14 protein-coding genes are annotated in these 15,360 nt (G+C 41.0%); 9 read left to right on the top strand and 5 right to left on the bottom strand.

Translation table 11 applies throughout. The features are described 5' to 3' along the window. Window positions 1-123: 123 nt before the first annotated feature. The 6 genes from shc to CVD23_RS04465 all read left to right on the top strand — a co-directional run bounded on the left by shc (window position 124) and on the right by CVD23_RS04465 (window position 6,200). The gene (shc, locus tag CVD23_RS04490; RefSeq protein ID WP_101665323.1) at window positions 124-2,019 is read left to right on the top strand and encodes a squalene--hopene cyclase; all 1,896 of its coding nucleotides are present in this window, start codon (window positions 124-126) and stop codon (window positions 2,017-2,019) included. 657 nt (window positions 2,020-2,676) lie between these two features. Further along, window positions 2,677-3,021: a lmo0954 family membrane protein gene (locus tag CVD23_RS04485; RefSeq protein ID WP_101579118.1), complete on the top strand. Its 345-nt coding sequence runs from the start codon at window positions 2,677-2,679 to the stop codon at window positions 3,019-3,021. Window positions 3,022-3,042: 21 nt separating this feature from the next. Further along, the gene (locus CVD23_RS04480) at window positions 3,043-3,690 is read left to right on the top strand and encodes a PspA/IM30 family protein (RefSeq protein WP_101665322.1); all 648 of its coding nucleotides are present in this window, start codon (window positions 3,043-3,045) and stop codon (window positions 3,688-3,690) included. 107 nt (window positions 3,691-3,797) lie between these two features. Continuing rightward, on the top strand, window positions 3,798-4,532 hold the full coding sequence (gene liaF, locus CVD23_RS04475; protein WP_180955529.1) for a cell wall-active antibiotics response protein LiaF: 735 nt from the start codon (window positions 3,798-3,800) through the stop codon (window positions 4,530-4,532). Next, window positions 4,529-5,575, top strand: a complete 1,047-nt coding sequence (locus CVD23_RS04470; protein WP_101579121.1) for a sensor histidine kinase — start codon at window positions 4,529-4,531, stop codon at window positions 5,573-5,575. The genes liaF and CVD23_RS04470 overlap by 4 nt, the downstream gene beginning before the upstream one ends. Beyond that, entirely contained in the window at window positions 5,568-6,200 is a 633-nt protein-coding gene (locus CVD23_RS04465; RefSeq protein ID WP_101665320.1) for a response regulator transcription factor, read from the top strand. The genes CVD23_RS04470 and CVD23_RS04465 overlap by 8 nt, the downstream gene beginning before the upstream one ends. A gap of 68 nt (window positions 6,201-6,268) precedes the next feature. On the opposite strand, the gene CVD23_RS04460 is transcribed toward CVD23_RS04465, so the two are convergent. After that, on the bottom strand, window positions 6,269-7,762 hold the full coding sequence (locus CVD23_RS04460; RefSeq protein ID WP_101665319.1) for a peptide MFS transporter: 1,494 nt from the start codon (window positions 7,760-7,762) through the stop codon (window positions 6,269-6,271). A 228-nt stretch (window positions 7,763-7,990) separates the two neighbouring features. Between CVD23_RS04460 and CVD23_RS04455 the strand changes: the two genes are divergently transcribed. Further along, complete coding sequence (locus CVD23_RS04455; protein ID WP_101665318.1) at window positions 7,991-9,322, top strand: polysaccharide biosynthesis protein; 1,332 nt, start codon at window positions 7,991-7,993, stop codon at window positions 9,320-9,322. A gap of 319 nt (window positions 9,323-9,641) precedes the next feature. Beyond that, on the top strand, window positions 9,642-10,160 hold the full coding sequence (locus tag CVD23_RS04450) for an RNA polymerase sigma factor (RefSeq protein WP_101579125.1): 519 nt from the start codon (window positions 9,642-9,644) through the stop codon (window positions 10,158-10,160). 38 nt (window positions 10,161-10,198) lie between these two features. On the opposite strand, the gene CVD23_RS04445 is transcribed toward CVD23_RS04450, so the two are convergent. Next, window positions 10,199-10,906, bottom strand: coding sequence for a TrkA C-terminal domain-containing protein (locus CVD23_RS04445; protein ID WP_101665317.1), 708 nt, complete (start codon window positions 10,904-10,906; stop codon window positions 10,199-10,201). A 170-nt stretch (window positions 10,907-11,076) separates the two neighbouring features. Continuing rightward, a complete protein-coding gene (locus CVD23_RS04440; protein ID WP_101579127.1) occupies window positions 11,077-11,346 on the bottom strand; it encodes a hypothetical protein in 270 nt (89 codons plus the stop codon). A 279-nt stretch (window positions 11,347-11,625) separates the two neighbouring features. Here CVD23_RS04440 and CVD23_RS04435 point away from each other — a divergent pair, with 279 nt between their 5' ends. Further along, on the top strand, window positions 11,626-12,567 hold the full coding sequence (locus CVD23_RS04435) for a magnesium transporter CorA family protein (RefSeq protein ID WP_101665316.1): 942 nt from the start codon (window positions 11,626-11,628) through the stop codon (window positions 12,565-12,567). A 91-nt stretch (window positions 12,568-12,658) separates the two neighbouring features. Here CVD23_RS04435 and CVD23_RS04430 read toward each other — a convergent pair whose 3' ends face one another. Together CVD23_RS04430 and CVD23_RS04425 are read right to left on the bottom strand one after the other, a co-directional pair. After that, complete coding sequence (locus CVD23_RS04430) at window positions 12,659-14,347, bottom strand: HD domain-containing phosphohydrolase (RefSeq protein ID WP_101665315.1); 1,689 nt, start codon at window positions 14,345-14,347, stop codon at window positions 12,659-12,661. Window positions 14,348-14,506: 159 nt separating this feature from the next. Then, the gene (locus tag CVD23_RS04425; protein ID WP_101579130.1) at window positions 14,507-15,001 is read right to left on the bottom strand and encodes a helix-turn-helix domain-containing protein; all 495 of its coding nucleotides are present in this window, start codon (window positions 14,999-15,001) and stop codon (window positions 14,507-14,509) included. Between the last annotated feature and the right edge of the window lie 359 nt (window positions 15,002-15,360).

The following is a 15,360-nucleotide window of genomic DNA, read 5'->3' as shown; positions in this document are numbered from 1 at the left end:
ATTATCTTCTCATTATAATATTTTCCAATCTAATACTCAAAGGTTAATGACCTGAGTATGTATGGGAAATCCACATCAAGAATATACATGGAGTGACGATTTGATTTTAGGAGGGGCGCAATTGTGCATGAACTGGATCAGGAAATCGAGCGACTAATCCATGTTTTGAAAGAGCAGCAAAAGGAGGACGGGTCATGGGGATATCCTTTTGAGACCGGAATCATTACGGATGCCTATATGATTATTTTGCTTAGATCATTAAAAATCGATGATGAGGAGGAGTTGATAAAAGCCCTTGTTAAGCGAATTGAACGGAAACAGGAAGAGAACGGGGCTTGGAAGTTGTATAAAGACGAACAGGGAGATGGCAATCTCTCTTTGACGATTGAGGCTTACTATGCACTGCTTTATTCGGGCTATCGTAATGAGCATAACCCAGCCATTCTTGCAGCGCGAAAATTTATTTACGAAAACGGCGGATTAAAAAAAGCAGGCATGTATACAAAAATCATGCTCGCGACGACAGGCCAATACAGCTGGCCCGCCTTTTTTCCGATTCCGATCGAGACCGTGCTGCTCCCGGCTTCTTTCCCGATTAACAAGTTCGACATTTCAGTGTTTGGCAGGGCCAATCTGGTGCCGATTCTCCTTCTTGCCAATGCGAAGTATCAACGGAAAACGGTACTAAGCCCCAATCTGCAAAGCTTAAATTTTCGCACGAACAATGACGATGACTGGGAGGAATTTCAATCTCGGGAGTGGCAAATTTGTTATTCTTCTCTGAAAAATGCGTTCAACAGCATATTGGAGCTTCCTGCACAGCTTCATAAAAAAGCCTTAAACCGTGCAGAAAGTTTCATGTTGGAACGGCGTGAACCTGATGGAACGCTGTACAGCTATTTCAGCTCAACCTTTTATATGATTTTCGCCCTGCTTGCTCTCGGTTATGCGAAAAACGACCAGATCATCGAAAAAGCTGTAAACGGCTTAAAGAATATGACTTGCCGGATTGATGATGATATACATATGCAATATACGACAGCAAGTGTCTGGAATACTTCACTGATCAGTTATACATTGCAAGAAGCGGGCCTGCCGCACCAGGACGAGAGTGTGCGCCGGGCAAACCGTTACCTGCTTTCGCGCCAGCATCATAAATATGGAGACTGGCAGATTCATAACCCGAATGGCGCGCCGGGAGGCTGGGGCTTTTCTGATGTGAATACAATCAATCCTGATGTCGACGATACAACAGCGTCGCTTCGAGCCCTTTACGAGTCTACTAAAAGAGACGAGACAGCAAGAAACTCGTGGCAGAAGGGGCTTGATTGGACATTAACGATGCAAAATGATGACGGGGGCTGGGCAGCTTTTGAAAGAAACGTTGATAAAAAACTGCTTCACTTACTGCCAATTCAGGGCGCGGAATTTATTTTAACCGACCCGTCATCGCCCGATTTAACAGGCAGAACCTTAGAATTTCTTGGACGATACGTCAGTCTCGCCAACCCGAAACACACAATAGGACGCACAATTAATTGGCTATTAAATAACCAAAGACACGATGGAGCGTGGTATGGCAGATGGGGGATCTGCTATATTTATGGGACGTGGGCAGCGGTTACCGGTTTAACGTCAGTCGGAGTTCCAAACGGACATCAGGCCATCAAAAAAGCAGAACGCTGGCTGATCAGTATCCAAAATGAGGACGGAGGCTGGGGAGAATCATGCAACAGTGACATTCATAAGAAATATGTGCCACTAGGTACAAGCACGCTCATCCACACAGCATGGGCAGCAGATGCGCTCCTGTCTATTTCAGAAGAGGAGACACCTGAAATCAAAAAAGCGATAGCTTATCTCGTGAGCGAAGGGACCAAACAGGACTGGACGATTGATTATCCAACCGGACAGGGCATGGCCTCCTTTTTCTATATTCATTATCACAGCTACAGGTATATCTGGCCGTTGCTGACGTTGAGCAGGTATAGGAAGAAATTCATGTCTACGTTATCTTAAAATCTTATCCAAAAATTGCTGTCAGGATAGTTTTATTTGAATGAATTTCATAAAGCAATTCTTTAATTGAAAAACGAACAGTCATTCAAAGTTAAGATCGTATTATTCGTTTCCTGCAGCATGCTCCTATATATGTAGACAACTTCATTCGTTTTTCGGTTTTGACTCATTTAGATATTAAATCAAAAATCCGCAAGGGATTAAAAATAAAGTAAATCATGATTAGTGTTAAACCAAAGATGAAGAGAAATAAGAGTGCTTTTTTAATCCTTAAAACCTCCATTACTTTTGTCTGAATTATATCAAATTTCTCAGAGATCAAGAGAATGAAGAACAGAAAGACAAGGAAAATTTGCTTGCTTGAATTTTTTTTAAACTCAAAAATTTATTCAGCTGCTGGGGCTATGATAATATTTTAGGGAAAGCGGATCTTTAAATTGTTAATAGAATGTTGTTTCTTGCACAGCCATCGCTCCTGATTAGAGCGGTGGTTTTTATATATAAATCTAACTGAGAAAGATATATCCGCGGAATGCATCCGGACAAGCCAGACTTATATCTGCTAAGCCTCAAGTCTGATCTGAAAATAAAGCTGAGGCTCGTTATAGGAAGCTCGGGATACAGGTAAGATGAAATCAAGAAAGGAGGAAACGAAAAATGAAAAAATTCGGTTTGCTTTTAATAGGAGGAATTGCCGCGCTGGTGCTGATCTCACAGCTCGGTCCAATGATCGGTTTGGCGGTGAGTCTGCTCGTCCTGTATCTGGTTGTGAAGCAGTTTTTAAAGACGGAATCGACATGGGCGAAGATAGGCTGGGCTGCGATCGGATTTATGGCGCTAATGGCATCAGCATCAAATGTTCCAGCCATTCTTGGAGTTGCCGCAGCTTATATCCTCTATGTTGTCTACAAACAGTGGAACGGTAGGAAAATGACTTTTAAAGAAGAGAAAGATCCGTTTGTAAACTTTGAAAAAGAGTGGTCCAACCTAAAAAATTATTAAGAAGAGAAGGAGTGTTCAATGATGACAAACCTATTCAACCGCATAAAAAATACGATTGCCGCTGATTTGCATGAGGCATTAGACCAAAAAGAACAAAAAAATCCAATTGCGATGCTTAATCAATATTTGCGCGAATGTGAGCAGGAAACCGAGAAAGTTCGCAAGCTGCTTGAAAGACAATTTCGGCTAAAGGAACAGTTTACTCGTGAATGCCATCAGGCGCGGGAGCTGGCAGAGAAACGAAAGCGCCAGGCGGAGATTGCCCTAAAGGCAGGAGAAGCCGAGCTGTATGAATTCGCTTCACAGGAGCACCGCCAGTACGAGGAGCGTGCAGCACGTCTGGATGAAGCCTTGCAAAACGCCGACCGCCAGCTTGCTGAGCTGGAAAGAAAATATGAAGAAATGAATCACAAGCTAAAGGATATGAACATTCGCCGCATGGAGCTGATGGGCCGCGAAAATGTTACACGCGCGAATTATCGAATGAACCAGGTTCTTGATAATACCACATACTCGAACCAAGCTTATTCCCGCTTTCAGGAAATTGAAACGTATCTTGACCGTTTGGAGCACCAGGTACACAGCTCTTATTACCGGAGCACGATCGATGCCCGGATTGCCAAACTTGAAAAAGATGTGAAAAAAGAAGAAACCCATTCTATTTCGTAACAGAAACATGGTATTCTTAAAAGGCGTAGGCTTTCTGCGCCTTTTTGCACTTATCACCCGAGTCTATAATCCTATTTTTTACTGCCGCAGGAAGGGAGGAAATGCCTGTGCTCGATAAAATCAAAAGCGATTATATTAGTTGGTTCATATTAATCGGCTGTATATTGCTTCTTCTTGAAGTGACTTTCTTTAATAAAGGGCTTATCTTTTCCCTTCTCGTGGCTGTCGGCATGATTTATTTCGGGCGCAAGGCAATGCCGGGGACGTTTGGGAAAATCCTGTTTTGGAGCGGGCTTATTTTTTTCTTTGCCAGCATCATTGGCATGCTGACATTCAGGTTTTTCTTGCTCGCCATACTTGTCCACTTTGTCATTCAATATTCACAATCAAAACGAAAGCCGGAACAGATCAATCCAGTGTTAAAAGAGCCGGTCCTGTTTAACAGCGAGGAAGAGGTCGTAAGGAAAAAACCGCTCTTTGATAATGTTCTGTTTGGGCAGCAAAAAACACCTGAGCGTGTATACGAATGGAATGATATCAATATCCAGGCAGGGTTTGGCGATACAGTCATAGATTTAAGCTATACTGTTCTGCCTCCTGGGGAGACTGTTGTATTTATTCGTAATTTTATTGGCAATGTCCAGATCCTCGTACCGTATGACCTCGAGGTCAGTATTCATCACTCAGTCATTGCCGGTTCGATAAAAGTCTTCAATTTTCAGGAACCAAAAGCGTTCAATCGTACATTCCTGCTCCAGACACCAGGGTATGAAACACAAGAGCAGAAGATTAAAATATTCACCTCATTGATCGTCGGGGATGTCGAGGTGAAAAGGGTATGAGTACGGTACAGCGCCAAATTCTCTGGGGGGCCTTTCTCTCTTTAATTGTTTTTGTATTGTCCGCTGCCGCTTTTTTAGCCGCATACCCTTTAGCGGCTTGGTCAGAGCTCTGGAAGCGCCAGTTGATGGACATCCCGTTTATTGTATTTCTGCCAAGTGTCAGTGTGGCAATCGGCATTATTTTCGGGTTTACCTCCGGCCTTACAAGGCGCAAGCAGCTACAGGCGATTGAAGGGTATCTTCGCCAACTCGAAGAGGGACGTCAATTCGAAATTGCCGGACCCGAAAGCAATCCTGACCTCTCTGCGATTACAAGCAGAATTGCAAAAGTCCAAAAGCAAATCGCGGAACAGACAAAGCTTTCACAGCGGCTCGCTACCGAAAAAGCCGAGGACCAGGAGACGAGAATTCAGGAAATTATTTCTCAGGAACGAAACCGGTTGGCCAGAGAGCTTCATGACTCTGTAAGCCAGCAATTGTTTGCAGCTTCAATGCTGATGTCTGCAATCAATGAGGCGAAGACCGATTCAGATAATAATCTTGAAACAAAACAGTTGAAAATTGTCGAAGAAATGATTCACCAGTCCCAGCTTGAAATGAGGGCTCTTCTTCTCCATCTCAGACCTGCTGCCTTGAAGGGAAAAACGCTTCAGGAAGGAATTGTTGAGCTGCTTATTGAATTATCACAAAAGGTAACGATGGAGATCGTCTGGAAGGTAGAGGAATTTCCTCTCGATAAAGGGGTGGAGGACCATCTGTTTCGGGTTTTACAAGAAAGTGCATCCAATACCCTTCGCCACTCAAAAGCAACGAAGCTAGAGGTTCTGCTTATTAAAAGGGATGAGTTTATCATTTTGCGAATATCCGATGATGGCATCGGTTTTGATATAGAAGAACAAAAAGCCGGTTCATATGGGCTGCAAAACATGCATGAGCGCGCATTGGAAATAGGTGCAACCCTTAAAATAGTCAGCCTAAAAAATAAAGGAACCCGTCTGGAAGTCAAAGTTCCGATAATGAGTGAAGGTGAAATCGATGATTAAAGTATTGTTTGTTGACGATCACGAAATGGTCCGAATCGGTGTGTCCTCGTATTTGTCTGCCCAGCCTGACATCGACGTCATAGCAGAAGCAGATAACGGCCGAACCGGGGTTGAGCTCGCACTGCAGCTGCGCCCTGATATTATTTTAATGGACCTTGTCATGAAGGAAATGGACGGAATTGAAGCGACACAAAAAATTATCGACAGTTGGCCGGATGCGAAAATCATTATTGTGACAAGCTTTCTTGACGATGAAAAGGTCTATCCTGCTCTCGAAGCAGGCGCAACCAGTTATATGCTGAAAACATCAAAGGCTAGTGAAATAGCCAATGCCGTTCGCTCAACCTATCACGGCCAGCCAGTATTGGAGCCGGAGGTGACCGGGAAAATGATGATGAAGATGCGAAAGCAAAACCAGCATGCTCCCCATGAGGAGCTGACAACCCGAGAAATGGAAATATTGCTGCTGATGGCAGAGGGAAAGTCGAACCAGGACATGGCGGATGAATTATTTATCGCACTCAAGACCGTTAAAACCCACGTCAGTAATATTTTAAGCAAGCTCCAGGTTCAGGACAGAACCCAGGCCGTTATTTATGCTTTTAAACATTCGTTGGTCAAGTGAAACATCAATGTATTCCAAATAAAAATCGCCTGTTCTCCGAGAGGAGGCAGGCGATTTTTCTATCAGGGTTAACGTACACCCTTCATATATTCTTGAATTTTTGGAGAAAGACTTAACAGAATCACGCCAAGTAAAATCGCGACAGCTCCGATTGCTCCAAAATAGATGATTTCAGTTTCCGGGCGATATAATTTAACGATTTGAGCGTTAATGGCCTGTGCCGATGCGTTGGACAGGAACCATAAACTCATTGTTTGCGCTGAAAAAGCAGCTGGTGCCAGCTTCGTAGTGGCTGACAATCCGACAGGCGACAGCAGCAATTCCCCAAGTACGACCAGGAAGAAGCTGAGCACTAACCAGAGTGGGCTTACGAGTGTTTCAGTTCCATTCATAGCTGCAGGAATGATCATAACGAGGAACGAAAGCCCTGCAAAAAATAAACCATAAGCAAACTTTTTAGAAGTTGATGGCTGCCTGTTGCCAAGCTTCACCCATAGCCATGCAAACACCGGCGCTAAAAAGATGATAAATAAAGGATTTAAAGACTGGAACCATGATGGTGTAATCTCGATTCCACCCAAAGATAGTTGTGTGCGATTGTCAGCATACAAAGCAAGAATAATTGAACCCTGTTCCTGGATAGCCCAAAAGATCATCGCAGCAATAAACAGAGGGATGTAAGCAATGATGCGTGATTTCTCTACCTCGTTTGTCTTTGGACTGTTGTACATTACAATGAAGTATAGGGTTGGAATAATGATTCCCAAAATACTGATAAGGAAAATAAAGCGTTCAATCGTTAAAAACCCTGTTTGAATCGAAACAGCACCTAAAATAATCATGATTACTGCACTGATTCCGATAATACCAAATACTTTTTTTCTTTCTTCCTTTGTTAACGGGTTAGGAACATGCGTGCCTGCTAAGCCAAGATTTTTCTTTTTAGTTAGAACAAAAGTGATAAGTCCAAGCATCATCCCGATTGCAGCAAGACTAAAACCAAGATGATAATTATATTGTTGTCCGACTGTACCAACAATCAATGGTGCAAGAAAGCCACCTAAGTTAATGCCCATATAAAAAATGCTGAATCCGGCATCACGACGGGTATCCTCATCGCTATATAAATCACCGACAACACTTGAAACATTAGGCTTTAATAAGCCTGTCCCGATGACGATTAAAGCCATTGATACGAATAATGCTGTAACACCGCCCGGGAAAGATAGCACGATATGGCCGAGCATGATCAAAACACCACCGTAAAACACGGTTCTAGATGTTCCGAGCAATCGGTCTGCGATCCAGCCGCCGATAATACCAGACATATACACTAAAGCCCCATATACTGCCATAATCGAAGCGGCAGTAGTTTGGTCGAGCCCCAATCCACCTTCTGAAATCTCATAGTACATATAATAAAGAAGTATTGCCCTCATCCCATAATAAGAAAACCGTTCCCAGAATTCTGTAAAAAAGAGAGTGAATAATCCTTTAGGATGCCCGAAAAAACCTTTTTGCGGAATACTTTGGATCCTTTTGTTTTTATCCATAGTTGACATAATATAACCTCCTATTTCCACATACTATAATACTACTAATAAATTTATATTGTCAAAAGATTGCCATAAACATTCAAGAAGAGTAACAAACTTCCTGCATAAAAGATTTTTTACCAATATATAAAAATATTTGGCCAACTTGTCTCATACCTTTATAAAAGGGTTATCCCTACAGCGTTTTATCGTTCAAAATATATCCGCACAGGGATATATATGAGGAGAGACAATATGAATAAGTTTCTTAAAGGGACACTCTTATTAGTGGGTGCGGCGTTTTTCGGAGAGTGCATTGAATTTATTGTAAATATGGTACTGGCAAACGAACTTGGGGAGAGAGGGATGGGCCTTTATATGTCCATTTTGCCTTCTGTTTTTTTTATTGTTTTGCTTGCAAGCCTTGAGTTGCCCATTTCTATTTCAAAGTTTGTTGCCGAGAAAGATGAGAGATTCCACCGCAGTATGCTCCAGCATGCCATTCAGATAACAATTATTTTTACAGCAGTTTCTTTATTGGCAGCTGCGGTTGTTATCCCGAACGTTCCGGTGTTTGATAAATATCATCCATTATTTAAGTGGGCAGTGCTTTTATTAATTCCGCTGGTTTCCTTTTCATCGATTGCCAGAGGATTTTTTATGGGCAAGCATCAAATGGGGAAAATCGCCCTGTCCAATTTTCTAAGAAAACTGTTACAGCTCGGATTGCTGGTCGCCGTCTATCAGTTTTTTGATTTTAATCTTGATACAGCCGTGCTGATCGCTTTTTGTACGCTTGTCGGCAGTGAATTCGTCGTTTTTTTATACTTAATTCATATTTTTATTGTTCAATTTATGCAGCTAAAGAGAAGGCCATATAACACGCTCAGCAGGCGTACCGTTCTGCAGAACTTGATGGAAGTATCGATTCCAACTACGGGAATGCGCGTCTTTCATGCATTTACACATGCGTTGCAGCCTTTTTTAATCAAGGCAGCTCTTATGCGTTCCGGTATATCGGAACCGCTGGCAACCGAGCATTTCGGAATCCTTGCCGGGGTGGCGATGACAATTGGCTTTTTCCCGGCGTTCATTGCCCACTCCCTGCTTATCATGTTAATACCGACTGTCTCAAAAGCCTATTCGCAGAATGAAACAAGCAAGCTGCAAAGGCTTCTGCAAAACGTTCTGACAGCGACATTCATTTACGGTGTACCTTCAGTGGTTGTATTTTATTTTTTTGCCGAACCGCTGACGAATTTGTTCTTTCATTCTCCTGTCGCGGCAAGCTACTTGCAAATGCTCTGGCCGTACTTTCTCTTTCACTTTTTTGTTATTCCGATGCAGGCATATTTAATTGGCCTTGGCCTGATCAGGGATGCTTTCATTCATGTGGTCTGGTCAACATGTATATCATACGGACTGATTTTTTTGCTCGGTTCTCTCCATGATCTGCAGATGGGCGGGGTGATCATCGGGATGAATACGGGTACGATTTTACTAACGTTAATGCACTACTTAACAATTGTCAAAAAACTAAATATCTCATGGTCCTTAAAATTATCAAAGCAGAGTGTTTTAAAATAACGAAGGTTTTCCGCTCATTTTAGCGAATTATTAAAGAAAAAATGTTCCACGCGGCTGGACATTGTCTTTTATGGATTTGACGCGAGGAAAATGTTAAATAAAGTGTAGGGGTTGATTATTTCCTTTCGTTTATTTAATAGAGTAACTTTCACAATGTAATAATTTAGACCGAACAACGAATGAAGTTCGTCTTACTAAACAGGAGTATCCCGAAGGAACCGAAATACTATGTTAATTTAGATAACTGTTCGTTTTTCAATTCAAGAATTGCTTTATAAACCTTATGAATAGAGAAGTTTTTTTGAGGGGAGCAGGGACCATGGACCGGGAAATCTACTTTGAAAATGAAATTTGTGAACACGGGGCAGCAGTTTTTCATTATATATATTCGTTAGTTAGGCATAAAGAGCTGGCAGAGGATCTGTATCAAGAGGTTCTTTTGTCTGCTTACCTTGCCCTCGGGCAATTTGAACAAAGAGCCAGGCTGAAAAGTTGGATGTACACGATTGCCCTTAATAAATGCCGGGATTACTGGAGGAAAGAAAAAGGCAGACAGCGTTTTTGGCAGGAGAATGCCTGCATCTATTCCAATGATTATGAAGCAAGTTTATTAACTGAAGAATATGTCATTAAAAAACAGGCTGACGAGGCCGTCGAAGCGTCGATCAAGGAGCTTCCAGCCCGATATCAAGATCCGCTGCTGCTTTTTTATTTTAAAGACTGCTCGTTAGCAGAAATTTCCGATGAAACCGGGATTCCTTTATCTACAGTGAAAACAAGGATGAAAAGGGGAAAAGAGCAACTGCGACCAAAATTGAAAATGCTGGCAGTCCAATAGAAAGCCTTCAGGGCTGTCAGCCAACAATATGGTAAATCCTACTTCTCGCTTAATTCTTCTTTTTTTCGATTTTCTGCAATTTCGATATCCTTGTTGAACCTTTGTTTTATGTGCTGCTTGTTTCCGTATAAAATAATATCATCTCCGGGCTGGAGATCTTCTTTATTGCAATTATTCCGCATGATTTTAATTTCTCCTCTTTGAATAAACAAAATCATAATATCATCATCAGGGCTAAGGATATCAGCGATCTTCTTATTGGCAGCCGGTGACTCCTCATAAAGGGCTAGCTCAAAAAGTTGGTCATCCTCGTTTGTTAATAGAACTTCTTGGATTGGAAGTTCTGATATATCGTAATGTTCTTCCAGATCGTGTTCAAATAGTTTCTCCAGTTTTCTTTTCAGCAAAGGTGTTTTTAAAATCATTAAAATAAAAATCAGTACACCAACTACATAAGCAGCTTCAACCGCATAAAAATTATCGGATAAAATGCTGCTGATTGTCGAAATGATCACCGCCAGTGAAAAGGCACCAAAGAGAATTAAAAAAGTACTAAGCTTTCTCCTGATCGGGTGGTCAATAATAAGTTCCGATTCGCCAGTTGTAAAGCCTGTTGCAGTTAACATCGAGATAACCTGGAACCTCGCTACCCTCGGCTCAAGACCGGTGAGAATAAATAATGTAACGTTGATTTCAATAACCGCAAGAATAATCGCGATATAAATTAAAATAAAAAGAAAACCCACTTTTTATCACCTCAACCTTCTGTTGCCTAAATGAATGAAATTATGCATGTCCAGGAAATAAAAGAACCCGAGGAGACTTTGTCCGCTCAGGTTCTTTTTCTATGAAATTCCAATGTTGTCATCTGATTTGCCACAACTGCCCCGGCGACAAAATGCTCGATTTATTATGATCATGACTGCTTCACTTCGTTGTAATAATTAACAGAGTACATTGCACCTTCACTGACCATCTTGTTGTCTTCGATATCTTCCGGATCCGGGTGTCCTGCTTTTTCTAATGGCGGCAAACTGTTTGGAAGCTGTTTTCCTGGCATGAATTTTTTTCTTAATTTTGTAGAATAGAACTCAATTTTATTTGAATTAGGTTTTAAAGCGAGCCATAATGCTGTAACGCCCACACCGAACAACACGTAAGATTTAACCGAACCAGACTGGATCATGTTTCTGTTCCTCCCTGTCGTTTTTTAATAAGTTAACATCTAAGGAGTTTGTTTCTTTAAGGTATCCCGCCTTGTTGAATAATATGTACCCGTTTTTATTACAGGAGAAACACAATCGAAAACTTTTTATTTTTCATTGATGGGTGAAATTGCTGTCACCGCTAAAAAAAGTATCTGTTCACAAGAATGGGAAACATGAGAAAGGTCTACTAGTTTTAATTGTTATCAAAAAGGGGAAAAAGGGTAACCATGGAAGTGACTTTTTTGGGAGGATAAGATATGGACCATACATTCCTGCAGCATAATTGGAAATGGTATCAGCTAAAATACGATGATGCTGATCTGGTGCATGAGATCACCAAAGAATATCAGCCTTGCGATGACTGGATGAAAGGTATTAAAGAAAAAAAGTCAAATTTGTTACAAATCGATGTGACAAAATTAAATAAGGAATTTTTGAGGGGTTCAATTGTTTATCAGCAAAATATTGACGATAAAGAAGACCACCATCTTTTCTACTTTTACATTACAAGAGAATTTTTTATTACAGTAGGCCTCGACTTTGAGATTCTGGAATCAACAAACCTGCCGGCGATGCTTGACCAGATGGAAAGGGCAACTTCCCCTATTGAGGGTTTTTCCATTTTGCTGGCTGATATCTTAAATAACTTTTTAAGAAAAGTCGACGAATTCGAAGTTCGCCTCAGGAAATTAATGTGGAGGATTCAAGAGGAAAACAATATAAGTATATTGGATGATATTTTTGATACCCGACATGAGTTATTAATCAGGAAAAACTTGATGATACCACTTATGGAGGTTGAAATGGGTTTGGAGGAAACCTTTAATGATGAGATTAATAAAAAGCCGGAATATCAGCGCTTAAGTAAAAGGCTGGAAAGAGGACTACGCTTAATAGGTGAGTACCAGCAGGAAATCGACACAATGATCGATCTTGAGGAAGTTGTTTCCACACATAGGGGAAATGAAATTATCAAAACGTTGACTGTATTTACTGTTCTCTTTACACCGCTAATGGCATTGGGAGCGCTATGGGGAATGAATTTTGAATTTATGCCCGAGCTGAAATGGAAATTTGGTTATTTATATGCCATTATTTTAATGGTCATATCGACCGTGGCCATTTATCTTTATTTAAGATTAAAAGGATGGATGGGAGATATATTGACCCCAAAAGAAAAGGACTCATTTTTCAAATAGCATACTTCCAAGCATCCCTGCCGATAACCGGCAGGGATGTTTGTGATAGCTCCCGATCAGATGGCGGAATTTACACACCGTCACCGAGCAGCTATCCATTCATTCGAGCCATCTCTTTCGTATTTAGTTGATCCAGCATGTCCGCAAGAGTCGCTGCATGAATATCAGCCTTCAGTGCTGACGTGAGCTTAACCGTTAAGCCTGCGGACACGACAATTAACTGGCGGTGCTGTTCCTTTAACCATTGAATCGTCTGGAGCATTTCAGGAAGTTTCTCTTCGGCAGGCGGTGTGAACCCCAAGTATTTCAATTTCTTTTTTTGGATAAAAGCGAGCAGTTCTTCCTTTGGAATTGAAAGCCCAAGGTTATAAACTTTCCAGCGATTGATTGTCAGGACATCCGCTACAATTTGCAGCGGCACTGACTGTTCTTCATTTCCAAACGAGGTCAGAACAATGCTCTCCCGAGTATGATCAATTTCAGGCATGAATTGTTCAAGAGCTTTATGCATGATATTTTTTGTTGCTTCCTCGGCAATCCTTAGCTCGGACATGGCAATTTCACCATTTTTATACTGGGTATAAAGCCTAGTGATTGAACTGTAAATAATTTTCGAGTAAATCTCTTCAATCCTCATCCCGTCAATGATCACCTGGAAAATCTCATAGGCCTGCTTGATGTCTCCGTTTTTTAATACTTTTATGTAAGCATCAAAGTTCTTTTCAGGATCATATTCGGACCACTCGACCAAATTGCTGATAGTTATTGAGTAATTTGATGGTAGTTCAATAGGCTCTAGCTGATCAAGCAGTCTAACGACCGGCAATGTTGGAAAGGCCTCTTTTATTAACACAATCTTCGCATGTTTATTGTTTGATAAATTGACAATTGATTCTGCCGGATAGATTTTCAATAATTCGATAAATTGGATTAGACACTCTTTTTCAAACTTGGGAACATCACTGATTAAAAACTGAATAGCCTGCGCAGCATGAAACGGCTCCCTGTAAGGTCTTTTTAAGGTAAGAGCAGAGTAAACATCGACGATCATTAATATTTTCAGCTCCAATGAAAGCAGGTCATTGATTTTCCCCTCCGGATATCCTGAACCATCGATTCGTTCATGGTGGGATTTGGCCAGAACTGCGACCGCTTCGTCAAAGCCAAGGTTTTTTAATATTTTGTAGCCTTCGATTGCATGATTTTGGACGTTCTGGAATTCTTCAATCGTTAGCTTTGTTTCCTTCTGTAAAATATCTCTTGCTACATTAATTTTTCCAATATCATGCAGCAGATAACCGATCGCCAATTCCTCCAGGTTTTTAACTTCCATTTTGCGGGCAAGTAAAGTACCCATAACAAACACGTCGAATGAATGATAATAGCTGTATGAATCCCAGTTTCGCAAAGCGGCCAGCAAGCTCTCAATTTTCTCATCCATTAAAGTAGAGACAAATAAGTCTTCAACAAACATCAAGTCTTCCAATTCATACAATAGCTTTCCGTAACGATGCTCGTTCGCAAAATGCGTTAAGTTGGTAAAAAAGGTTTCTTTTATAAATTGAATTTGAAAGCTGTTTGAAACGGATTTGTTTTCCTGGCCGGAGTCAGTCAATATCTCGCTTTTAATAGCAATCTTTTTTACACCAAGTGACTTCAGCTTCTTAATAAGTTTTTCATTTAACAGAGTATCTTTTTTGATAACCAGTGTACTGTCGTGATAGATATCATCTTCGAGTATATCCCGGCTTATGACTTTGTCGATGTCTTTTAAAATCATTTATTTTCCCTCCAACTATTCACCATGGATTGAAATAAGAACTATTTGGGAGATATCTGCTGCAAAACCTGTTAGGTCGAATTTCTGTTATCCTTATTGATTCTTTGATATTTTCTGGCGACACTCATTGGGCTTCTGCCCAGGTGTTTACCTATCACTTCAAAGGAATGTCCCTTTGAGATGAGACATAACATTTGCTGAATCTCTTTGGTGGTCCACTTTTTGTAAGAAACAAAATTCTCGTTTTTTTTTTCGTTCATCCTCAACCCACTCGGGTTCGGGTAAGATCGCATGTTGATCTATTTTTTGAAAATTGACTTTGGATTTGTATTCGCCGGCCCATTCCCAAAAATCCTCAGGGTTAATAAACGTAAACTTTCTGGTTGTCCTTGTAATTTTCACACTGCTTTTTAAATGATGATTATCAATCCAGTTTTTGACTGTGTTCGGATCAACATGGAGATGCTTGGCCAGTTCATTCATGGTAAGCATCCCGGTATGCGATTTCGTTTGCGAGATTCCCAGCCTCTTCATTTTCGCGACAACTGCCTTTTCGGTCCTCCTTAACTGATTGGCGATTACAGGTACTTTTTTATTTCCGACACTCACCTTTAGATAATCGACTTCCTCTGTAGTCCATCGTTTGTATAACATTTTTCCATGCACCTTACTTTACCTTTACTATTAAGCTGAAAACTTTAAGCTAAGTATTGTACTGTGTATAGGTTCCAGGTGGCCAGGCACGGAGTTCATCATATTGAAAGACTTGCTTCAGTATTTAAAGGAGTGAGGTAAGCAAAGTGTGACTTAAATACTGAAACAATTGTTCAATAGCAAACTTAAATTGGGTGCGCCCGTTAGATTAATGCAGCCGGGAAAGCGCATACTTGCCTTGGCAATCAATGAAAAAACACTGCATAAAACCTATGTGGTACAGGTACAGTACAACCGTTGTTTATCTAGCATGAAAAATATGGTGTTTCACTTCATTAACTTATCGTTCGCCCCCTTGA

Source organism: Bacillus sp. V33-4, assembly GCF_002860225.1.
Lineage (GTDB): Bacteria > Bacillota > Bacilli > Bacillales > Cytobacillaceae > Bacillus_BJ > Bacillus_BJ canaveralius.
The sequence above is the reverse complement of the archived record's forward strand: the minus strand, read 5'-3'. Positions and strand labels throughout refer to the sequence as shown.

What these genes read in the sequence shown, in the direction of transcription:
- CVD23_RS04485 (WP_101579118.1), top strand. Translation starts at nt 2,677, where the DNA reads ATGAAAAAATTCGGTTTGCTTTTAATAGGAGGAATTGCCGCGCTGGTG.
- CVD23_RS04480 (WP_101665322.1), top strand. Translation starts at nt 3,043, where the DNA reads ATGACAAACCTATTCAACCGCATAAAAAATACGATTGCCGCTGATTTG.
- CVD23_RS04465 (WP_101665320.1), top strand. Translation starts at nt 5,568, where the DNA reads ATGATTAAAGTATTGTTTGTTGACGATCACGAAATGGTCCGAATCGGT.
- CVD23_RS04460 (WP_101665319.1), bottom strand. Translation starts at nt 7,762, where the DNA reads ATGTCAACTATGGATAAAAACAAAAGGATCCAAAGTATTCCGCAAAAA.
- CVD23_RS04455 (WP_101665318.1), top strand. Translation starts at nt 7,991, where the DNA reads ATGAATAAGTTTCTTAAAGGGACACTCTTATTAGTGGGTGCGGCGTTT.
- CVD23_RS04430 (WP_101665315.1), bottom strand. Translation starts at nt 14,347, where the DNA reads ATGATTTTAAAAGACATCGACAAAGTCATAAGCCGGGATATACTCGAA.
- CVD23_RS04435 (WP_101665316.1), top strand. Translation starts at nt 11,626, where the DNA reads ATGGACCATACATTCCTGCAGCATAATTGGAAATGGTATCAGCTAAAA.
- CVD23_RS04450 (WP_101579125.1), top strand. Translation starts at nt 9,642, where the DNA reads ATGGACCGGGAAATCTACTTTGAAAATGAAATTTGTGAACACGGGGCA.
- CVD23_RS04470 (WP_101579121.1), top strand. Translation starts at nt 4,529, where the DNA reads ATGAGTACGGTACAGCGCCAAATTCTCTGGGGGGCCTTTCTCTCTTTA.
- CVD23_RS04425 (WP_101579130.1), bottom strand. Translation starts at nt 15,001, where the DNA reads ATGTTATACAAACGATGGACTACAGAGGAAGTCGATTATCTAAAGGTG.
- CVD23_RS04440 (WP_101579127.1), bottom strand. Translation starts at nt 11,346, where the DNA reads ATGATCCAGTCTGGTTCGGTTAAATCTTACGTGTTGTTCGGTGTGGGC.